The sequence below is a fragment of the Citrobacter sp. Ct235 genome (genome assembly GCF_030332305.1).
Taxonomy (GTDB): domain Bacteria; phylum Pseudomonadota; class Gammaproteobacteria; order Enterobacterales; family Enterobacteriaceae; genus Citrobacter_A; species Citrobacter_A telavivensis.
In genome coordinates, this window is the sequence record NZ_JAOWIC010000041.1 from 322,178 (window position 1) to 342,896 (window position 20,719).

Sequence of the window (20,719 nt, forward strand, 5' to 3'; positions counted from 1 at the left end):
TAAAAATCACTCGCCTTAGAAAATCTCAATCGTGACGATGAGTGCAAGTCGTTACTCTTTGTCCCCTAAATACTGGGGGGAGTCATGCTGTTACATGTTTTGTACCTGATAGGAATCACTGCCGAAGCCATGACCGGTGCGCTGGCGGCGGGTCGCCGTCGGATGGATACATTCGGCGTTATCATCATTGCCACCGCGACGGCCATCGGCGGCGGCTCTGTCCGCGATATTCTGCTCGGGCACTATCCTCTGGGTTGGGTTAAACATCCCGAATACGTAATTATTGTCGCCACGGCGGCGGTCTTAACGACTATTGTGGCTCCCGTCATGCCCTATCTGCGCAAGGTGTTCCTGGTACTGGATGCCTTAGGCCTGGTCGTCTTTTCCATCATTGGCGCCCAGGTGGCCCTGGATATGGGGCATGGGCCGATCATTGCCGTCGTAGCGGCGGTTACCACCGGCGTCTTCGGTGGAGTGTTGCGCGATATGTTCTGTAAGCGTATTCCGCTCGTTTTCCAGAAAGAGTTGTACGCCGGCGTCTCATTCGCCTCTGCCGTGCTTTACATCATCCTGCAACACTATGTTTCCAATCAGGATATCGTGGTTATCTCAACCCTGATGTTTGGCTTTGTCGCCCGACTCCTGGCGCTGCGCCTTAAGCTGGGTTTGCCCGTGTTTTACTACCGCCACGAAAGCCACTAAGGGACAAAGCTCTCAATGTGCTGGGCCGCCAACCAGTGGCTCAGTTGCTTAACTTCCGCGTTGTCCAGCCATGCCATCACCTGACGTGCGCGACGCGGGCCGACTGCCGGAAGTTGTTGCCAGTACGATTCCGTTCGCTCTGACAACTGCAGCCACGAACGATCGCCGCTGGCATTGAGCGCCGTCTGGGGTAACGGGATGCCCAGCGCCAGTATCCAGCGAATAAACGGCTGTTTTCTCACCAGATTAAACTGATGCCACACCTGCTCACTCTTCGCTTTCGCAAAGCCCGGCGTGTGCTGAATCTGCTCCTGAGTTAAAGCCAGCCACGAAAAGATATGCTCAAAGTGATGCTGTTGATGAAGCGCCCGCCAGCCTGCCTCACCCACACCGTCTAACTTTAAAACAGCACCAGAGCCCGCCCAGACGAGGCGGGAGATAAACTGCTCCTGACACGATGCGGAAGCAAAAAAACAGGTCAATGCGTTGAAGCGACTTTCAGGCGGCATCGGTTTAGTCCGTTCCGAACTCCGCCAGACGACATCGTCAATACGGGGGATCCCCTGTCCGGCAAGACTCACCAGGATCCGATCGCCTGGAGCAATATCCCACTCTTCCCAGCGGGTTACGGAACCGATATTCACCCGCTGTACCCGCTTATCGTCCAGCATGACGGGAGCGAGTGTCGCCACAACGGCGATTTTTCCGCTTTTGCCGACCGTAAACTGAATCGCTGTGACCTCAGCCACCTGCGCAACGGGCGGGTATTTCCAGGCGACCAGCCAACTCCCTTGTCCCGGTAACCACTGGCGGGACGCCGGCTCTTTGCTCATCCGCACAACGACCCCATCGGTGACAAAGGGCAAAGCGGACGTCCACCAGTGCGTACGCGCCCGTTCCACTGACTCAACATTGTCTGCCGGCAGCGTGTATTTTTTCGCGAGCGTAAACCCCGCCGCACTCAACTGGTTTACTCTTTCGGACATTGTCTGCGGGCCATCAGGCCATGCCCAGATAAAAATCCCCAGTGATGATAAGTCACTGGCGTTGCCCTTGCGCATCAGCAGACCCGCGACCTTCGAACGGGCATTCATTCCGCCCATTTTTTGCTGGATATGCCCTTCCTGTTGCAGAAAGATCTCGCCCTGCAACACGCTATTTGCCAGCGCACCCACCACAGTTTGCGGCACAGCAGGAATCTGTTGTACTTTTTGCGTCCAGTCTTCGCCTTTCAGGCCATCGCCACGGCTGATCGCCTGGGTCAGTTTGCCCTGCTGATATTTCAGCGTAACCGCCACGCCATCAACCTTCGGCTGTACCCACAAATCGTTGTGCTCGCGCATCCATTGCTGCATTGCTCGCTTGTCTGCCAGCTTTTGCACTCCGGTATGGGCGACAGGATGGGGGATCGTACCGCCTGGCGAGGGCAACGTCAGGCTGGGCGGGTCGTCGTCAGCAAAGCAATGCTGCCACTGGAGCAGTTGCGCATGCAGCTGATCGTAGACGCCATCCTCAACCGCGCTAACGCCCTCTTTCCAGTAGGCGTCATCCCACTGTGTAATTTGCTGTTGCAAACGCGAGATCTCCTCGTGGGCTCTGGCCGCCGACCATACCGGGCATATCGCCAGAACCTGCGAGTGCCACAACCACAACCCCATCAATATCGCTGTCCCTGTTTTCATCGCCACCTCCGTTGTACGTTGCCAGGCAGATATAGCGCGTTGCGTGACCTACGCCGAGTGACAAAAGTTAAGATTGCGTACAGGCTTCCAGTGATTCCTCTCATTTGCAGCGAATGTTGCGTAAATCAGGAAACTGGCGCGCAAAAAGCAATAATCTGGCGCAAAAAGTGTGACAAAGGCTACGTCGCGTAGCGGCGACGTGTATAATAAGCCCGTATGTAGGTTCATTTTCGATAATCACATACGTAAGATACTCATGGCTCAAGGCACGCTTTATATTGTTTCTGCCCCCAGTGGCGCGGGTAAATCCAGCCTGATTCAGGCTTTGTTAAAAACCCAACCGTTGTATGACACCCAGGTTTCTGTTTCGCACACCACGCGCGCTCCGCGCCCGGGTGAGGTTCACGGCGAACATTATTTCTTTGTGAATCATGATGAATTCAGAACCATGATTGGTAACGACGCGTTTCTGGAACACGCAGAAGTTTTTGGCAATTACTACGGCACCTCGCGTGAAGCCATCGAGCAAGTACTGGCCTCCGGGGTAGATGTCTTTTTGGATATCGACTGGCAGGGCGCGCAACAAATTCGCAAGAAGATGCCGCATGCACGCAGTATCTTTATTCTGCCGCCGTCTAAACTTGAACTGGATCGCCGCTTGCGGGGTCGTGGGCAAGATAGCGAAGAGGTGATTGCAAAACGTATGGCGCAAGCTGTTGCAGAAATGAGCCATTACGCCGAATATGATTATCTTATTGTGAATGATGACTTCAACACCGCCCTGAGCGATTTGAAGACCATTATTCGCGCCGAACGTCTGCGCATGAGCCGCCAAAAGCAGCGTCATGACGCTTTAATCAGCAAACTGTTGGCAGACTGAACCCACTTTCAGTATCATGCCCAGTCATTTCTTCACCTGTGGAGCATTTTAAGTATGGCACGCGTAACTGTTCAGGACGCTGTAGAGAAAATTGGTAACCGTTTTGACCTGGTACTGGTCGCCGCGCGTCGCGCTCGTCAGATGCAGGTAGGCGGAAAGGATCCGCTCGTACCGGAAGAAAACGATAAAACTACCGTAATCGCGCTGCGCGAAATCGAAGAAGGTCTGATCAATAACCAGATCCTCGACGTACGTGAGCGCCAGGAACAGCAAGAGCAGGAAGCCGCTGAAATACAAGCCGTAACCGCAATTGCTGAAGGTCGTCGTTAATCACAAAGCGGGTCGCCCTTGTATCTGTTTGAAAGCCTGAATCAACTGATTCAACACTACCTGCCGGAAGACCAGATCAAACGTCTTCGGCAGGCGTATCTCGTTGCACGTGACGCTCACGAGGGCCAGACACGTTCAAGCGGTGAACCTTATATCACGCACCCTGTTGCCGTAGCCTGCATTCTGGCCGAAATGAAACTCGACTATGAAACGCTGATGGCTGCACTGCTGCATGACGTGATCGAAGATACTCCCGCCACCTACCAGGACATGGAACAGCTTTTTGGTAAAAGCGTTGCTGAACTGGTAGAGGGGGTATCGAAGCTTGATAAACTTAAGTTCCGCGATAAGAAAGAGGCGCAGGCCGAAAACTTTCGCAAGATGATTATGGCGATGGTGCAGGATATCCGCGTCATTCTCATCAAACTCGCCGACCGCACTCACAATATGCGTACGCTGGGCTCATTACGCCCGGACAAACGTCGCCGCATCGCTCGTGAAACCCTCGAAATTTATAGTCCGCTGGCGCATCGTTTAGGTATTCATCACATTAAAACCGAGCTCGAAGAACTGGGTTTTGAGGCGCTGTACCCGAACCGCTATCGCGTGATTAAAGAGGTGGTTAAAGCCGCACGTGGCAACCGTAAAGAGATGATCCAAAAAATCCTCTCTGAAATCGAAGGGCGTCTGCAGGAAGCGGGTATTCCGTGCCGTGTGAGTGGTCGTGAGAAGCACCTCTATTCCATCTATTGCAAGATGGTGCTTAAAGAGCAGCGTTTTCACTCAATCATGGATATCTACGCGTTTCGCGTTATCGTTCATGACGCCGACACCTGTTATCGCGTGCTCGGTCAGATGCACAGCCTCTATAAGCCGCGTCCTGGACGGGTAAAAGACTATATCGCGATTCCAAAAGCGAACGGCTATCAGTCTTTGCACACGTCGATGATCGGCCCGCACGGCGTCCCGGTTGAAGTCCAGATCCGTACAGAGGATATGGACCAGATGGCGGAAATGGGGGTCGCGGCGCACTGGGCTTATAAAGAGCACGGTGAAACCAGCACTACCGCGCAGATTCGTGCCCAGCGCTGGATGCAAAGCCTGTTGGAACTGCAGCAAAGCGCCGGTAGCTCGTTTGAATTTATCGAGAGCGTGAAATCCGATCTTTTCCCGGATGAGATTTACGTTTTCACACCGGAAGGGCGCATTGTCGAACTGCCTGCCGGTGCAACACCCGTCGACTTTGCTTATGCGGTGCATACCGATATTGGCCATGCCTGTGTGGGCGCGCGCGTCGACAGACAGCCCTACCCACTGTCACAGCCGCTGACCAGCGGTCAGACGGTCGAAATCATTACCGCGCCGGGTGCACGCCCGAACGCCGCGTGGCTTAACTTTGTCGTCAGTTCAAAAGCCCGCGCCAAGATCCGCCAGTTGCTGAAAAACCTCAAACGCGATGATTCCGTCAGTCTGGGACGCCGCCTGCTCAACCATGCGTTGGGTGGCAGTCGTAAGCTTGCCGAGATCCCACAAGAAAGCATTCAGCGTGAACTTGAGCGGATGAAACTCGCGACGCTTGATGACCTGCTGGCAGAAATTGGCCTCGGCAATGCCATGAGCGTGGTGGTGGCGAAAAACCTGCAACAGGGTGATGCCTCTGCAATCCAGTCCGCGGCGCCGGGCCACGGTCATTTGCCCATCAAAGGCGCAGATGGTGTGCTGATTACCTTTGCCAAGTGCTGTCGTCCGATTCCGGGCGATCCGATCATTGCCCACGTCAGTCCGGGTAAAGGTCTGGTCATTCACCATGAATCCTGCCGTAACATCCGTGGTTACCAGAAAGAGCCAGAGAAGTTTATGGCGGTGGAATGGGACAAAGAGACGGAGCAGGAATTCATCACCGAAATCAAAGTGGATATGTTTAACCATCAGGGTGCACTGGCTAACCTGACGGCGGCGATCAACACCACGACCTCTAATATTCAGAGTCTGAATACCGAAGAGAAAGATGGTCGCGTCTACAGCGCCTTTATTCGCCTAACCGCGCGCGATCGCGTGCACCTGGCGAACATCATGCGCAAAATCCGCGTGATGCCAGACGTGATAAAAGTCACCCGTAACCGAAATTAACCAAATGAATGCACAGCGTTATGCCCGCATTTGCGAAATGCTCGCCAGGCGCCAGCCGGACCTGACTGTCTGCATGGAGCAGGTTCACAAACCTCATAACGTTTCTGCGATCATTCGTACCGCAGATGCCGTTGGCGTCCACGAAGTTCACGCCGTCTGGCCGGGTAGTCGTATGCGTACCATGGCCTCGGCGGCGGCAGGAAGCAACAGTTGGGTGCAGGTGAAAACCCACCGCACGATTGGCGACGCGGTCACCCATCTTAAAGGCCGGGGCATGCAGGTTCTGGCAACGCACCTCTCTGATAATGCTATCGATTTCCGCGAAATAGATTACACGCGTCCGACCTGTATTCTGATGGGTCAGGAGAAAACCGGTATTACGCAGGAAGCACTGGATTTGGCGGATCAGGATATCATCATCCCCATGATCGGCATGGTTCAGTCGCTTAACGTTTCCGTCGCCTCTGCGTTGATTCTTTACGAAGCACAGCGCCAACGGCAGAACGCCGGAATGTACCTTCGCGAAAACAGCATGTTGCCGGAAGACGAACAGCAGCGCCTGTTGTTTGAGGGCGGCTACCCGGTGCTGGCAAAAGTCGCCAAACGCAAGGGGCTGCCCTATCCGCATGTCAATCAGCAGGGCCAAATTGAAGCCGATGACGTCTGGTGGTCCACCATGCAGGCGGCGAAGTAAATCATGAGTGGCCACCTGTTAGATGCTGTCCCGCTCAGTTCACTAACGGGCGTTGGCGCAGCGCAAAGCAGCAAACTGGCGAAAATTGGTCTGCATACCGTGCAGGACCTGCTGTTACACCTTCCTCTGCGTTATGAAGACCGTACCCAGCTCTATCCCATTGGTGAACTGCTGCCGGGTGTTTACGCCACCGTTGAAGGGGAAGTGCTGAACTGCAATATCACCTTCGGGGGTCGACGGATGATGACCTGTCAGATCAGCGACGGTTCCGGCATTCTGACGATGCGCTTTTTCAACTTTAGCGCGGCGATGAAAAACAGCCTTGCTACCGGACGGCGCGTACTGGCTTATGGCGAAGCGAAACGCGGGAAGTACGGCGCGGAGATGATCCACCCGGAATACCGGGTGCAGGGCGATCTCAGTACGCCAGAGTTGCAGGAGACACTCACCCCGGTTTATCCCACCACCGAAGGTATCAAGCAGGCGACACTGCGTAAGCTCACCGATCAGGCGCTGGATCTGCTGGATACCTGTGCCATCGCTGAACTCCTGCCGCCGGAATTATTACAGGGCATGCTCAGCCTGCCCGAAGCGCTTCGCACGCTACATCGCCCACCGCCGACGCTACAGTTAAGCGATCTTGAGACCGGCCAACATCCGGCACAGCGTCGTCTGATCCTGGAAGAGTTACTGGCGCATAACCTGAGCATGCTGGCGCTTCGTGCGGGCGCGCAGCGCTTCCATGCCCAACCGCTAAGCACCAACGATAAGCTGAAAAACCAACTGTTAGCCTCGCTGCCTTTTAAGCCAACCGGTGCGCAGGCCCGCGTGGTGGCGGAAATCGAGCACGATATGGCGCTCGATATCCCGATGATGCGTCTGGTGCAGGGCGATGTCGGCTCCGGTAAAACGCTGGTTGCCGCGCTTGCAGCCCTGCGGGCGATTGTGCATGGTAAACAGGTCGCGCTGATGGCTCCGACCGAGCTACTGGCGGAACAGCATGCCCACAACTTCCGCAACTGGTTTGCCCCGCTTGGCGTTGAAGTCGGCTGGCTGGCGGGCAAACAAAAAGGGAAAGCTCGTCTGGCGCAACAAGATGCTATCGCCAGCGGACAGGTACAAATGGTGGTGGGGACGCACGCGATCTTCCAGGAACAGGTGCAGTTCAACGGCCTTGCGCTGGTCATCATCGATGAACAGCACCGTTTTGGCGTGCATCAGCGTCTCGCACTGTGGGAGAAAGGCCAGCAGCAGGGTTTCCATCCGCACCAGTTGATCATGACCGCGACGCCTATTCCACGGACGCTGGCGATGACCGCCTACGCGGATCTCGATACCTCCGTCATTGACGAACTGCCGCCCGGACGTACCCCCGTCACAACGGTGGCCATTCCGGATACCCGCCGCAGCGATATTATTGACCGGGTGCGCAACGCCTGTACGCAGGAAGGTCGCCAGGCCTACTGGGTCTGCACGCTGATTGAAGAATCCGATCTGTTAGAAGCCCAGGCCGCAGAAGCCACGTGGGAAGAGTTGAAACTCGCACTGCCAGAACTGAACGTCGGCCTGGTCCACGGACGCATGAAACCTGCCGAGAAGCAGGCGGTAATGGCGGCGTTTAAGCAGGGCGAGCTGCATCTGCTGGTCGCCACGACGGTTATCGAAGTGGGTGTGGATGTCCCTAACGCCAGTCTGATGATTATCGAAAATCCGGAACGTCTCGGTTTGGCGCAGTTACACCAGCTGCGTGGGCGCGTCGGCCGTGGTGCAGTGGCTTCACACTGCGTGCTGCTCTACAAGTCGCCACTATCGAAAACGGCGCAGAAACGCCTGCAGGTGCTGCGCGACAGTAGCGATGGCTTTGTGATTGCGCAAAAAGATCTCGAGATTCGCGGACCGGGTGAATTGCTGGGTACGCGGCAGACGGGGAATGCGGAATTTAAGGTGGCAGATTTACTGCGCGATCAGGCCATTATTCCGGAAGTTCAGCGCATTGCGCGCCACATTCATGAACGTTACCCGCAAGAGGCAAAGGCGCTGATCGAACGCTGGATGCCAGAAACAGAGCGCTACTCTAACGCCTGACGGCAATGCGCAAGCGCGGCAGTTTATCCCCACCGCGCCCTCTCTCTATTGCGCAAAAATGGGCAGCAGCAGATACAGTTTGATCACCAGCGCATTGACGATGTCGATGAAAAACGCACCGACCATTGGCACCACCAGAAAGGCCATATGTGAAGGCCCGAACCGCTCGGTAATCGCCTGCATGTTGGCAATTGCCGTTGGTGTCGCCCCCAGACCAAACCCGCAATGTCCCGCTGCCAGCACGGCTGCATCGTAGTTTTTGCCCATCATCCGCCAGGTCACCACTATCGCATACAGCGCCATAAAGATGGACTGCACGACCAGGATCGCCAGCATCGGCAAGGCCAGTGATGCCAGTTCCCACAGCTTCAGGCTCATCAGCGCCATGGCCAGAAACAGCGACAGACTGACGTTCCCGAGGACAGACACCGCACGCTCAAAGACACGATAAAATCCCACCGCGGCCAAACCGTTGCTGACAATCACGCCGACAAACAGCACGCAGACAAACGTCGGCAGCTCAAACACCGTTCCCACCAATAGTTGCGCAACAATCCGACCTACGGTCAGACAGATAGCGATAAGCGCAATGGTTTCGATCAGTACCAGAGAGGTGATCATGCGCCCGACGTCCGGTTTTTCAAACGCGGTAGGCACCGCCTGATCGTCAGGCATGCCGTCCGGTGTCGTCGAGTGTTTGACCAGGTAACGCGCAACAGGCCCGCCAATCAGCCCCCCGAGGATCAAACCAAAGGTCGCGCACGCCATCGCCACTTCGGTCGCGTTAGCAAAGCCGTAGCGTTCGATAAACAACTTACTCCAGGCCGCGCCGGTACCGTGTCCACCAGACAGCGTGATCGAGCCGGCAATCAGCCCCATCAATGGATCAAGTCCCAGCAGGCTGGCCATCCCGATGCCGATGGCGTTTTGCATCAGCAGCAACCCCACCACCACGATCAGGAAAATTCCCACTACGCGACCACCTGCCCGCAGGCTGGCGATGTTGGCGTTTAAACCGATGGTTGCGAAAAATGCCAGCATCAGCGGATCGCGCAAGGTCATATCGAAGTTCACTTCCCAACCCATGCTCTTTTTCAGCACCAACAGGGCCAGCGCCACCAGCAACCCGCCGGCAACGGGTTCTGGAATCGTGTATTTCTTGAGAAAGGAGACGGACTGAACCAGTTTACGCCCCAGCAGCAACGTCAGCGTTGCGGCAACGAGGGTTGATAAGGTATCGAGTTGAAACATACAAAGCTCCTTGAGTACGTCTGAATCAGTTACGCACGATGTCTTATTCCTGATGATATTTTTAGCTTTTAATGGCAATTCGGCATGGATTTTAAGCAGAAAAGCGCGGTAAGTTATATAAAAATGTTATTTTATCTATTTTAAATATTAAGAATACCCATTCGCAAACGTTTGCTTTTACCCTCTGCTCAGATAAAATGCCCGCTTTGTCACCACGGGATTATCACTGATGTCTGTTAACACCCTCGAGTCCGAAAATGCGCAACCGGTTGCGCAGACTCAAAACAGCGAACTGATTTATCGTCTTGAGGATCGCCCGCCGCTTCCACAAACCCTGTTTGCCGCCTGTCAGCATCTGCTGGCGATGTTCGTTGCGGTGATTACGCCGGCGCTGCTCATCTGTCAGGCGCTGGGGTTACCGGCTCAGGATACGCAACACATTATCAGTATGTCGCTGTTCGCCTCCGGCGTGGCCTCCATTATTCAGATTAAAGCGTGGGGTCCGGTAGGTTCAGGGTTGTTATCGATTCAGGGCACCAGTTTTAACTTCGTGGCACCGCTGATTATGGGCGGTACGGCACTGAAAACCGGTGGCGCAGATGTCCCCACCATGATGGCGGCGCTGTTTGGTACCCTGATGCTGGCCAGTTGCACAGAAATGGTGCTCTCCCGCATCCTGCATCTTGCGCGTCGTATTATCACTCCGCTGGTCTCGGGCGTGGTGGTGATGATCATCGGCCTGTCGCTGATTCAGGTTGGTCTGACGTCCATCGGCGGCGGCTATGCCGCGATGAGCGACAACACCTTCGGGGCCCCCAAAAATCTGATGCTGGCAGGCGTTGTGCTACTGTTGATTATTCTGCTCAACCGTCAGCGTAATCCGTACCTGCGCGTGGCTTCACTGGTTATCGCCATGGTCGCAGGTTATGCACTGGCGTGGTTTATGGGCATGCTGCCAGAAAACAGCGCGCCAGCCTCCCAGGAACTGATCATGGTGCCGACACCGTTGTACTACGGTCTGGGCATTGACTGGAATCTGCTGCTGCCGCTGATGCTGGTGTTTATGATCACTTCTCTGGAGACCATCGGCGATATCACCGCAACGTCCGACGTTTCCGAGCAGCCCGTTTCTGGCCCGCTGTACATGAAACGTCTGAAGGGGGGTGTTTTGGCGAACGGTCTGAACTCATTCGTCTCTGCGGTCTTTAACACCTTCCCGAACTCCTGTTTCGGACAGAATAACGGGGTCATTCAGTTGACCGGCGTGGCCAGTCGCTACGTTGGCTTCGTGGTTGCGCTGATGCTGATCGTACTCGGCCTGTTCCCGGCGGTGAGCGGCTTTGTGCAACATATTCCTGAGCCGGTACTCGGCGGGGCTACGCTTGTCATGTTCGGTACTATCGCGGCATCTGGCGTACGTATTGTTTCCCGTGAACCGCTGAACCGCCGCGCGATCCTGATTATTGCGCTGTCGCTGGCAGTCGGTCTTGGTGTCTCTCAGCAGCCGCTGATACTGCAGTTCGCACCTGACTGGGTGAAAAATCTGCTCTCTTCCGGAATCGCTGCGGGCGGAATCACCGCTATTGTACTGAACCTGATTTTCCCACCTGAAAAGCAGTAAACGCTTTGCGACGGTGATTCAACTTCACCGTCGCTATCATACTCTTTCACGATTCCTGCCTTGAGGATTGCGCGTAAATCGTGCATAACTCAACTATGTGCACTTCGCAGGATGGAAGACCATGAAATTTATTGGAAAGCTGATTCTCTACGTGCTGATCGCCCTTCTGGTGGTGATTCTCGGCCTCTATTTCCTGCTGCAAACACGCTGGGGCGCAGAACACACCAGTTCCTGGATATCTGAGCACAGCGACTATCGACTGTCCTTTGAGGCGATGGACCATCGTTTTTCTTCTCCTTCGCATATCCTGCTGAAAAACGTCACCTTTGGCCGCGACGGGCAACCCGCCACGCTTGTGGCAAAAACGGTCGATATTGGCCTGAGCACTCGCCAACTGACGCATCCACGACATGTCGATACGATCCTGCTACAAAATGGCACCCTGAATATTTCTCCTCAGACGGCACCGCTCCCCCTCCAGGCCGATCGCCTGCAGTTGCAGGATATGGCGTTTAACAGCCCTGGCAGCGAGTGGGATCTGAGCGCCCAACGAGTGAATGGCGGCATCATCCCCTGGCTGCCTGAAGCCGGTAAAGTGCTCGGCAGCAAAGCGCAAATCCAGCTCAGCGCCGGCTCTCTGACGCTGAATGACGTGCCTGCTGCCAACGTCCTGATTGAAGGCAGTATCGATAACGAACAGGTGACATTAAGCAATATCGGTGCAGATATCGCGCGCGGTGCCTTAACCGGCGTGGCGAAACGCCATGCCGACGGCAGTTGGATGGTTGAGAATCTGCGTCTGAACGATATCCGACTGCAAAGCGATAAATCGTTGGCAGACTTTTTCGCGCCGCTTAATACCATTCCGTCGCTACAGATTAATCGCCTTGAGGTCACCGACGCGCGTCTTCAGGGCCCGGACTGGGCGGTCACCGACCTTGACCTTAGCTTGCGCAATCTGACCTTCAGCAAAGACGACTGGCAAACGCAGGAAGGCAAACTGTCGATGAATGCCAGCGAGTTCATTTTTGGCTCATTGCACCTGTTCGATCCCATTCTGAATGCCGAATTTTCACCGCAAGGTATCGCACTGCGCCAGTTCACCACCCGCTGGGAGGGCGGTATGGTCAGAACCTCCGGCAACTGGCTGCGCGAGGGTAAAGCCCTGATCCTCGATGACGCGGCCATCGCGGGCATAGAGTACACCCTGCCGGAAAACTGGAAACAGCGCTGGATGCAGCCGCTACCGGCATGGCTGAACAGCCTGACGCTGAAGAAATTTAATGCCAGCCGCAACCTGGTGATTGATATCGATCCGACGTTCCCGTGGCAGTTGACCGCGCTGGATGGCTATGGCGTGAATCTGGGGCTGGTGCAAAACCAGCAATGGGGCGTCTGGAGCGGAAATGCAACCCTTAATGCCGCTGCCGCCACCTTCAACCGCGTCGACGTGCGCCGTCCTTCCTTGTCTTTGGCCGCCAACGCCAACACGGTGAACATCAGCGAACTGAGCGCCTTTACGGAGAGAGGGATTCTGGAAGCAACCGCCAGCGTGTCGCAGTTGCCACCACGCCAGACGCAGGTCAGCCTGAATGGACGCGGTGTCCCGGTGAACGTTCTGCAACCGTGGGGATGGCCGACACTGCCGATCGCCGGTGACGGCAATATTCAACTGACCGCCAACGGTACAGTGCAGGCTAACGCGCCCCTCAAACCCACGGTGAATGGGCAGTTGCACGCCGTGAATGCGGATAAACAGCAGGTCACGCAAACCATGCAGGCTGGCGTCGTCTCTGCGGGTGAAGTGACGTCGACCGAACCCGCGCCAACAGCCTCCGCCCCCGTTACGCCGTAATCTCCCCACCTCGCCCCCGGATGTTCTCGAACCGGGGGCGTTTTTCGCATGAAAACGAAACAGGTACTCATTTATCGGCTATTTGTGCCTATTTCCCGCAACAGGTTTTCATCCCCCCAGAGAGTTGTTATAACGATGAGGTTGGAAGTCTTATTTAATAATTACAAACACTCTATATAAAATAAAGGAATAGCCATGTCTGTAATACGTCAACGTATTCTGGCGGATATGCAAAGATTCTCCAGAGCAATGATCGGGGCGGTCTTGTTCTTACCTGTTATTGGCTTAATTCTGGCCTTAAGCTCAATATTAACTAACCCGACTCTTATATCCGAAACCAGCTTTTTACATCAAATAGGCCAACTCCTTGGTGATACCTTCTGGCCATTATTTGGCAACCTGGGACTGCTTTTCTGTGTCGGCATCAGCTATGGCCTGGCGAAAGATAAAAAAACCGAAGTCGCACTGGTTGCCGTCATGTGCTTTATTATGTTTTTGGGCGCTAACCACTCCTGGCTGGAATATACTCACGGCATCGCTGAAAAGGTCAATGGCGAATATTATGGCACCGGACAAACGCAAATTTTAGGTTTTGTCGTTGTCGATATGGGGATCTTTTTAGGGATTATTCTCGGCTGCACCATTGCCTGGGTACACAATAAAGTCTCTGAAATAGAACTGCCAGGCGCACTCTCGATGTATGGCGGGGCGAAACTGACCTTAATCGCCATGACGCCGGTGATCCTCTTTTACGCCATTGCGTTTACCTGGTTCTGGCCATTCATAACGCACGGCATCGCCGCGTTAACCAGTTTCATGAAAAATGCCGGGGTAGCAGGCGTCTTCGTGTACGGTTTCTTTGAAAAATTCCTGATTCCAACAGGGCTGCACCACTTTGTCTGGTCACCGTTCCAGTTAACCCAGATTGGCGGAACCCTGAACGTTGACGGGCAAGTCGTCTCCGGGACGCAGGCTATCTTCCTGGCCTATATGCGCCATCCGGATCTCACCCCGGTGATGAACGAAGCGCTACGCTTTTCCCAGCAGGGGATGACGACGATCTTTGGCCTTTCCGGCGCGGCGCTGGCGTTCTACCACACCGCCACACCGGAGAAGAAAATGATGGCGAAGGCAATTCTGTTGCCCGCGATTATTACCTCTATTCTGACCGGAATTACCGAACCGATTGAATTTACGTTCCTGTTTATTTCACCGCTGTTATGGCTGATTCACGCCACGCTGACCGCCGCTTCTCAGGCGATTTGCGATCTGCTGACGGTTCGCCCGTGGGGCGCGTCCGGACTCATTGAGTTTCTGATTTATAACCTGCCGCTGCCGGCAGCCCTCACCCGCTGGCCGTTATACGTCCTGATCGGTATCGGGCAGTTCGCTGCGTACTACGTGATTTTCCGCACCCTGGTTATCAAACTGAACCTGAAAACCCCGGGTCGCGAAGATGACGGCGAAGTGAAGCTCTACAGCAAAGAAGATTACCGCAATAAAAAGGCCAACGCAGGTCAGGCCGTCACCGATGAGATCATTAAAGGCTTAGGTGGCAAAGAGAACATTATTTCTGTTGATAACTGTTTTACCCGATTACGCGTCGCGCTCCATCATCCCGACAAAATTGATGAAGCCCTGTTAAAAACGACCGGCGCCAATGGCGTAGTGCGTAATCAAAATGAAGTTCAGGTTATTTACGGTGTGAGGGTTGGACAGGTTCGATCCCGGGTAGATAACTGGCTGGCAAATAATTAATCAGGAGTTGTTATGAAATTAACTGTATTAGGTGGAGGCGGTGTTCGTTCCGCGTTCCTGGCAAAATCTCTGGCCTATAATGCACATCGTATTGGTTTACAAGAAGTGGTATTCCTCGATAATGCAGAAGAGAACCTGAAAATTTTCGGCGAAATCGCCCGTTATGTTTTTGCCACGATTCGACCTGATATTCGTTTCAGCCTGACGACGGATCCGGTATCCGCATTAAAGAACAGCAATTATGTCATCACCACGCTGCGTGTCGGCGGCGATGAAAGCCGCGTGCGCGATGAACGTATTGCGCTGAACCATAACACATTGGGTCAGGAGACCACCGGAGCGGGCGGTTTTGCGATGGCGATGCGCTCAATTCCCGCCATTCTCAATTACTGCCGCCTGATTGAAGAGCATGCCGCCCCCGATGCCATTCTGTTCAACTTTACCAACCCTTCCGGGCTGGTTACCGAAGCCATCATTAAGTCCGGGTTTAAACGTCGGGTTTATGGCATTTGCGATGCGCCCTCGGAGCTGATTCGCGAACTGCCCGCCATCCTCAACTGCGACGAAGCGGATTTGAAAGTGGAATGCTATGGTCTGAACCACTTCTCCTGGTTTACCCACTTCACTGTGAAAGGGGAGGACGTGACCGACAAACTGGTGAGCAACCCGGAACTGTACAGTAAAACGGCGATGCAGTACTTCTCACCGGTGCTGGTTCAGCTTTGCGACAAGCAGTTGCTGAATGAATATCTCTACTACTACTACTATCGCGAAGTAGCACTGAAAGCGATTCAGGATGCGCCGGAAACCCGCGGTGAAGCCATTGCACGGATCAACAAGGAAATGCGCGAGGAACTCCAGAACGTGGATGCGCAGGCAAACCCGGAAGCCGCATTTGATATCTGGATGAAACACTATCTGCGCCGCGAAAATAGCTATATGCAGAACGAGTCGCATCAGGAAAAATTCAATACTCGCACACCGTTAACGCTGCAACAGTTTATTGAAGAGCCGGATAGTGGCGGTTACGCAGGGGTGGCGCTGGATATTCTTGAAGCCGTGAACAGTTCCACCAGCAAGCGCATTGTTGTCTCGTTACAAAATAACGGCACGCTGGATTTCTTACGTCCTGATGATGTTATTGAGATCAGCTGTGACCTGAGCAAAGAGGGGCTGAAACCCGTTACGCCAATCCACGTACCGGACGCCCAGAAAAACATGATCTCCTGCGTTAAAGAGTACGAACGTCTGGCAGTGGACGCCATCATGCGCAAAGATAAGAGTCTGGCTATCCGCGCATTAATGGCGCACCCGCTGATTGGCTCCTGGTCGCTGGCCAAACAGCTGGTTAGCGAGTATCTCGACGAAGCGCAGTTTAGCGACTGGAAATGATCGTCCCCGGGGCGTCGACTGACGCCCCGCCCGGATTTTGCAAAAACCAGAGCTTCAGCAGATGTTCGAATCCCAGGATGCAGTAACCAAAGAAAGGATTGCTCCAGTAGATATCATCATCAAACTTTTGTGGATCGTGGATGATGACGGCGGTGTCCGCCGCCTGGGCCAGCGGGCTTTGATAGTCACCGGTAAAGCAGACCAGGTCGGTATTTTTTCCTTCCAGCGCGTTGACCCAGTTTAATGCCGAACTGCTGCGACCGGATTTAGACACCAGCCAGATAGAGTCGAATTTTGCAGCCGTTTTTTGTTCAAGTATTTCATAGTCCGGCCAAAGTGCCAGACTGGCATTCACGCCAATCACCAGGAATTTATTATAAATATATTGAGCAATCAGTTGAGAGAAGCCGCTACCATGAATAAGAATACGGTCGTGTTGCAGTCGATTTAATAGCTGCGACAGGTTTTCGGCAGGCTGGATATTCATAAAGTTAATATCATTTGTCACATCAAGTTTTGGCATTGTGATATTAAACTTAATGAAGTACACCAACTCCAGCCAACCGCTAAACTTGAGTTTTTTCGCCAGTCGAACCAGCGAGGACGGGTTGCTGTAACAGTGCTCCGCGACTGTGCGAATACCCTCACGAATGCATTGCTCTGGATTATTCTGAATAAAGCGCAGGACGGTGACTTCTGTCTTACTTAATTTTACATCACGAAATACATTTTCCAGTTCCATTTTAAGCTCCTGTGAGTGCAAAATAAATTTATCACTTTTTAAAACAATCGGTCTGTGCAACAGGTCACTTCATCACAATTTCATATTAAAAAAAGAAATGAATAAAAATCTAGCATTACTCGCAATGATGTTTTTCTTGTGGGGAAATATCACGGCAATTAACAGCGTGTTGATCATATTTTTCTATCAGTATTTTCATCTGTCATGGTCGCAGTCTATTTTCATTACCGTTATTTTTTACGTTGCCCCTTTTCTGACCTGCCTGCCCTGCTCAATGCTGATTGAACGCCAGGGATACCGTAAGGTACTGCTGCTGTCGCTAACGTTGTCGGTTGCGGGATGTCTGATGTTCGCCCTGGCACTGCAACTGGATTCCTTTGCCCTGTCACTGCTGGCGATGTTTGTGGTGGCGACTGGCGTGGCGGCGATGCAGGTCGTCGCTAACCCTTATCTGACGTTGCTCAGCCCGCCGCACAAACGGATCGGCAATCTGTGCCTGGCCTCTGCCGTTAATTCACTGGGCACTACCCTTGCCCCCATGCTGGTTGCACTGCTGCTGGCGTTTTCCCCGGTTGATATCCTGGCGCGCGAAGAGCCCATCAGCGCGCTCTGGCTTTGCCTCGCCCTCTTTTCGCTGGCGCTGATTGCGGGTGTTTTCTGGATCCGCCTGCCGGATGTGGCGCGCCCGGAAAAAGCCGTGTCGGGGACGCATAATGCCTGGAAGAACAGAGAACTGTTATTCAGCGTGGCGGCGATTTTTGTTTATGTTGGCGTCGAAGTGAGCCTTGCGACCAGCCTGGTGAAATATCTCATCACCATCGGCGGCTGGAGCACCACGGCCGCGATGTCGCTGGTTTCTTTTTACTGGGGAGGTGCGCTGGCGGGGCGTTTTCTTTATGGTCTGCTCGCCGACAAAACCGGCAATTACACGCCGTTTCTGGTGGCGACGCTGGCCTGCGCAACGGCGGTTATCATGGCGATATGGCTGAACGATATCACCGGCGGTTACCTGCTTATCCTGACCGGCTTAGGAAACTCGATTCTGTATCCGATTATCTTCGGGCATACCATCAACAAAAATCCGGCAATTGCCAACATTTCTGCCGCAGCCATGGTGATGGCCGGGATTGGCGGCGCGGTCATTCCCTTATTGCAGGCGGTCTGCATTGACGGACTCAATCTCCGGTTCAGCTTTTTACTACCGGTCGTGCTGTATCTGCTGCTGGCGCTATGGGGGCGGCTGAATCTCCGCCCCCTCGCTACATCCGCTTAAAGCGTAATGACGATCTCATGACTCTGCGGTGTTACCACCACGCCCGGTTCGCTGCCCCGATGTGAACCACCGCGAATACCGCTAATTTGCGCAATGTTACGCAGGCACAGCGTCCAGCTGTGCGCATCGCCATTCCCCGTCACTGTGAGGGTGTTGCCATTGCGCTTAGCGGTCAGCGTAAAGACAACCGAACCGTCCGCCGCAAGGACTTCACAAACGGCTTCGCGTCCCTCGTCGAGAGAGAACAACTGAAAGGCGGTGCCGTCGTTCCACGCGTAATCCGGCTTTTGATTATTGCTGCCCAGCGCCAGCAGAGTGTTGTCACGCACGTACACTGGCAGACTCAGGAAGTCATGCTGCTGTTTGTGCCAGCGACTACCCTGCACTTCGTCGTTGCGCCACAGGTGCGTCCAACGTCCTTCCGGCAGGTAAAACTGCACATCACCGGCTTGCGAGAACACCGGTGCCACCATCACAGAATCACCCAGCATATACTGACGGTCGAGATAATCGCATGCCGGATCGTCCGGGAACTCCAGCATCATGGCGCGCATCATCGGCGTGCCCCGTTCGTGCGCACGAACCGCCTCCCGGTACAGATACGGCATCATGCGGCACTTCTGCTCGGTGAAGTAGCGCACCACATCGCAGGATTCATCGTCATACGCCCAGGGCACACGATAGGATTTACTGCCGTGCAAGCGACTGTGGCTGGAGAGCAGACCAAACGCACACCAGCGTTTATAGACGTGTGCCGGCGCGGTATTCTCGAAGCCGCCGATATCATGGCTCCAGAAGCCAAACCCGGACAAGCCGATAGACAAGCCGCCGCGCAGGCTTTCCGCCATTGACTCATAGTTGGCGTAACAGTCGCCGCCCCAGTGCACCGGGAATTGTTGGGCACCCACGGAAGCGGATCGGGCAAACAGAACCGCCTCTTCTTCACCCACGGTCTCTTTCAGTACGTTCCATACCAGCTCGTTGTAGATATACGCATAATGGTTGTGCATTTTCTGCGGATCGGAACCATCAAACCATTGCACATCGGTCGGGATACGCTCGCCGAAGTCGGTCTTGAAACAGTCAACGCCGATATCCACCAGACCTTTCAGTTTGCTGGCATACCATTCACAGGCCTGCGGATTGGTGAAGTCATAAATCGCCAGCCCCGGCTGCCATTTATCCCACTGCCACAGAGAACCATCCGGACGCTTCAGCAGATAGCCTTTCTCTTTGAGTTCATTGAAAATCGGTGATTTCTGTCCAATGTACGGGTTGATCCAAACGCAGACCTTCAGCCCTTTCTCCTTCAGCCGACGAATCATCCCTTCCGGGTCCGGGAAGGTCACCGGATCCCATTCGAAATCACACCACTGGAAGGCCTTCATCCAGAAGCAATCGAAGTGGAAGACGTGCAGCGGCAGATTGCGCGTTGCCATGCCATCAATGAAGCTGTTTACCGTCGCCTCGTCGTAGTTGGTGGTGAACGAGGTGGTCAGCCACAGGCCAAACGACCAGGCAGGCGGCAGCGCCGGACGCCCCGTGAAGCGGGTATAGCGGTTCAGCACTTCTTTCGGCGTCGGGCCGTCGATCACGAAGTATTCGAGATATTCGCCTTCGACGCTGAACTGCACTTTCGACACCTTCTCCGAGCCGATTTCAAACGAGACGCACTGTGGATGGTTGACCAGTACGCCGTAGCCACGGTTAGTCATGTAAAACGGGATGTTTTTGTAAGACTGCTCAGTGCTGGTGCCGCCGTCGCGGTTCCAGGTTTCTATCGTCTGGCCATTACGCACCAGTGCGGTAAAGCGCTCGCCCAGACCGTAAACCGTCTCGCCGACGCCCAGATCCAGGCGCTCGAACATGTAGTTTCGCTGCGTGTCGGTGTCCTGCACATAGCCGTTGTTCTTCAACTGACTGCCAGTGATGCGCACGCCGTTACGCAGGAAATCCAGCGACCAGAACTCACCTTTGGTAACGCGTACGCTTAAGTTACCGCTTTTCAATTCAGCAACGTCAGCCGTGTTCTGGATGTCGACCTTCACGTCCTGCAAAACATTGAGCGGGTAATGCGGACCGTTATCCAGCGCCCCCTGAAAGTGTTCCATGCGTACGCCCACAACCCCTTCCTGCGGCGAAAAGAAACGCAACGTAAACAGCGGGGTATCCAGTTGCCAGGTGCGTTCACGTACGTCGCGCGGTGCGGCATAAACCACCAGTTCGTTACCGTGCTGTTCTACATCAAACACCTGGATCGGATGAGTCAAATTAAGGCCCGGCTGAATCAGCCAGTTCCCGTCGCTAATCTTCATACTCTGTTC

15 protein-coding genes are annotated in these 20,719 nt (G+C 54.3%); 11 read left to right on the forward strand and 4 right to left on the reverse strand.

Going from position 1 to position 20,719, the window contains the following annotated elements:
- Positions 1–84 precede the first annotated feature (84 nt).
- Entirely contained in the window at positions 85–702 is a 618-nt protein-coding gene (locus tag OGY35_RS08290; RefSeq protein ID WP_152400659.1) for a trimeric intracellular cation channel family protein, read from the forward strand.
- On the opposite strand, the gene ligB is transcribed toward OGY35_RS08290, so the two are convergent.
- Positions 699–2,384, reverse strand: a complete 1,686-nt coding sequence (gene ligB / locus OGY35_RS08295) for an NAD-dependent DNA ligase LigB (RefSeq protein WP_286631982.1) — start codon at positions 2,382–2,384, stop codon at positions 699–701. The two genes, OGY35_RS08290 and ligB, sit on opposite strands and share 4 nt — an antisense overlap.
- Before the next feature lie 256 nt (positions 2,385–2,640).
- Here ligB and gmk point away from each other — a divergent pair, with 256 nt between their 5' ends.
- The 5 genes from gmk to recG are packed head-to-tail and all read left to right on the forward strand — an operon-like array spanning position 2,641 to position 8,503.
- Positions 2,641–3,264, forward strand: coding sequence for a guanylate kinase (gene gmk / locus OGY35_RS08300; RefSeq protein ID WP_152406220.1), 624 nt, complete (start codon positions 2,641–2,643; stop codon positions 3,262–3,264).
- A 54-nt stretch (positions 3,265–3,318) separates the two neighbouring features.
- On the forward strand, positions 3,319–3,594 hold the full coding sequence (gene rpoZ, locus OGY35_RS08305) for a DNA-directed RNA polymerase subunit omega (RefSeq protein WP_000135057.1): 276 nt from the start codon (positions 3,319–3,321) through the stop codon (positions 3,592–3,594).
- Positions 3,595–3,612: 18 nt separating this feature from the next.
- The gene (spoT, locus tag OGY35_RS08310; protein WP_042323359.1) at positions 3,613–5,724 is read left to right on the forward strand and encodes a bifunctional GTP diphosphokinase/guanosine-3',5'-bis pyrophosphate 3'-pyrophosphohydrolase; all 2,112 of its coding nucleotides are present in this window, start codon (positions 3,613–3,615) and stop codon (positions 5,722–5,724) included.
- Positions 5,725–5,728: 4 nt separating this feature from the next.
- Positions 5,729–6,418 (forward strand): tRNA (guanosine(18)-2'-O)-methyltransferase TrmH, encoded by a 690-nt coding sequence (gene trmH, locus OGY35_RS08315; protein WP_286631984.1) that lies wholly within the window; start codon positions 5,729–5,731, stop codon positions 6,416–6,418.
- A 3-nt stretch (positions 6,419–6,421) separates the two neighbouring features.
- Positions 6,422–8,503 (forward strand): ATP-dependent DNA helicase RecG, encoded by a 2,082-nt coding sequence (gene recG, locus OGY35_RS08320; RefSeq protein WP_286631985.1) that lies wholly within the window; start codon positions 6,422–6,424, stop codon positions 8,501–8,503.
- Positions 8,504–8,548: 45 nt separating this feature from the next.
- Here recG and gltS read toward each other — a convergent pair whose 3' ends face one another.
- Entirely contained in the window at positions 8,549–9,754 is a 1,206-nt protein-coding gene (gene gltS, locus OGY35_RS08325; protein WP_042323365.1) for a sodium/glutamate symporter, read from the reverse strand.
- A gap of 229 nt (positions 9,755–9,983) precedes the next feature.
- Between gltS and xanP the strand changes: the two genes are divergently transcribed.
- From xanP to OGY35_RS08345, 4 genes are all read left to right on the forward strand, one after another.
- Positions 9,984–11,375, forward strand: coding sequence for a xanthine/proton symporter XanP (gene xanP, locus OGY35_RS08330; RefSeq protein ID WP_286631986.1), 1,392 nt, complete (start codon positions 9,984–9,986; stop codon positions 11,373–11,375).
- A gap of 121 nt (positions 11,376–11,496) precedes the next feature.
- The gene (locus OGY35_RS08335) at positions 11,497–13,230 is read left to right on the forward strand and encodes an AsmA family protein (protein ID WP_286631987.1); all 1,734 of its coding nucleotides are present in this window, start codon (positions 11,497–11,499) and stop codon (positions 13,228–13,230) included.
- 195 nt (positions 13,231–13,425) lie between these two features.
- The gene (locus OGY35_RS08340) at positions 13,426–14,988 is read left to right on the forward strand and encodes a PTS transporter subunit EIIC (protein WP_152400671.1); all 1,563 of its coding nucleotides are present in this window, start codon (positions 13,426–13,428) and stop codon (positions 14,986–14,988) included.
- Positions 14,989–15,000: 12 nt separating this feature from the next.
- Complete coding sequence (locus tag OGY35_RS08345) at positions 15,001–16,380, forward strand: family 4 glycosyl hydrolase (protein WP_046492246.1); 1,380 nt, start codon at positions 15,001–15,003, stop codon at positions 16,378–16,380.
- Here OGY35_RS08345 and OGY35_RS08350 read toward each other — a convergent pair.
- Positions 16,364–17,122, reverse strand: coding sequence for a MurR/RpiR family transcriptional regulator (locus OGY35_RS08350; protein ID WP_286631988.1), 759 nt, complete (start codon positions 17,120–17,122; stop codon positions 16,364–16,366). The two genes, OGY35_RS08345 and OGY35_RS08350, sit on opposite strands and share 17 nt — an antisense overlap.
- A gap of 97 nt (positions 17,123–17,219) precedes the next feature.
- On the opposite strand from OGY35_RS08350, the gene OGY35_RS08355 reads away from it, so the two are divergent.
- Positions 17,220–18,395 (forward strand): MFS transporter, encoded by a 1,176-nt coding sequence (locus OGY35_RS08355; protein WP_353655478.1) that lies wholly within the window; start codon positions 17,220–17,222, stop codon positions 18,393–18,395.
- Here the strand turns inward: OGY35_RS08355 and yicI are convergent.
- A complete protein-coding gene (gene yicI / locus OGY35_RS08360) occupies positions 18,392–20,710 on the reverse strand; it encodes an alpha-xylosidase (RefSeq protein ID WP_286631989.1) in 2,319 nt (772 codons plus the stop codon). The genes OGY35_RS08355 and yicI overlap by 4 nt on opposite strands.
- Between the last annotated feature and the right edge of the window lie 9 nt (positions 20,711–20,719).

Bases quoted from the DNA above. Each gene is read 5' to 3' on its own strand.
- trmH (WP_286631984.1), top strand. From the start codon at position 5,729: ATGAATGCACAGCGTTATGCCCGCATTTGCGAAATGCTCGCCAGGCGC.
- OGY35_RS08345 (WP_046492246.1), top strand. From the start codon at position 15,001: ATGAAATTAACTGTATTAGGTGGAGGCGGTGTTCGTTCCGCGTTCCTG.
- recG (WP_286631985.1), top strand. From the start codon at position 6,422: ATGAGTGGCCACCTGTTAGATGCTGTCCCGCTCAGTTCACTAACGGGC.
- OGY35_RS08290 (WP_152400659.1), top strand. From the start codon at position 85: ATGCTGTTACATGTTTTGTACCTGATAGGAATCACTGCCGAAGCCATG.
- rpoZ (WP_000135057.1), top strand. From the start codon at position 3,319: ATGGCACGCGTAACTGTTCAGGACGCTGTAGAGAAAATTGGTAACCGT.
- gmk (WP_152406220.1), top strand. From the start codon at position 2,641: ATGGCTCAAGGCACGCTTTATATTGTTTCTGCCCCCAGTGGCGCGGGT.
- ligB (WP_286631982.1), bottom strand. From the start codon at position 2,384: ATGAAAACAGGGACAGCGATATTGATGGGGTTGTGGTTGTGGCACTCG.
- OGY35_RS08355 (WP_353655478.1), top strand. From the start codon at position 17,220: ATGAATAAAAATCTAGCATTACTCGCAATGATGTTTTTCTTGTGGGGA.
- OGY35_RS08340 (WP_152400671.1), top strand. From the start codon at position 13,426: ATGTCTGTAATACGTCAACGTATTCTGGCGGATATGCAAAGATTCTCC.
- xanP (WP_286631986.1), top strand. From the start codon at position 9,984: ATGTCTGTTAACACCCTCGAGTCCGAAAATGCGCAACCGGTTGCGCAG.
- OGY35_RS08335 (WP_286631987.1), top strand. From the start codon at position 11,497: ATGAAATTTATTGGAAAGCTGATTCTCTACGTGCTGATCGCCCTTCTG.
- yicI (WP_286631989.1), bottom strand. From the start codon at position 20,710: ATGAAGATTAGCGACGGGAACTGGCTGATTCAGCCGGGCCTTAATTTG.
- gltS (WP_042323365.1), bottom strand. From the start codon at position 9,754: ATGTTTCAACTCGATACCTTATCAACCCTCGTTGCCGCAACGCTGACG.
- OGY35_RS08350 (WP_286631988.1), bottom strand. From the start codon at position 17,122: ATGGAACTGGAAAATGTATTTCGTGATGTAAAATTAAGTAAGACAGAA.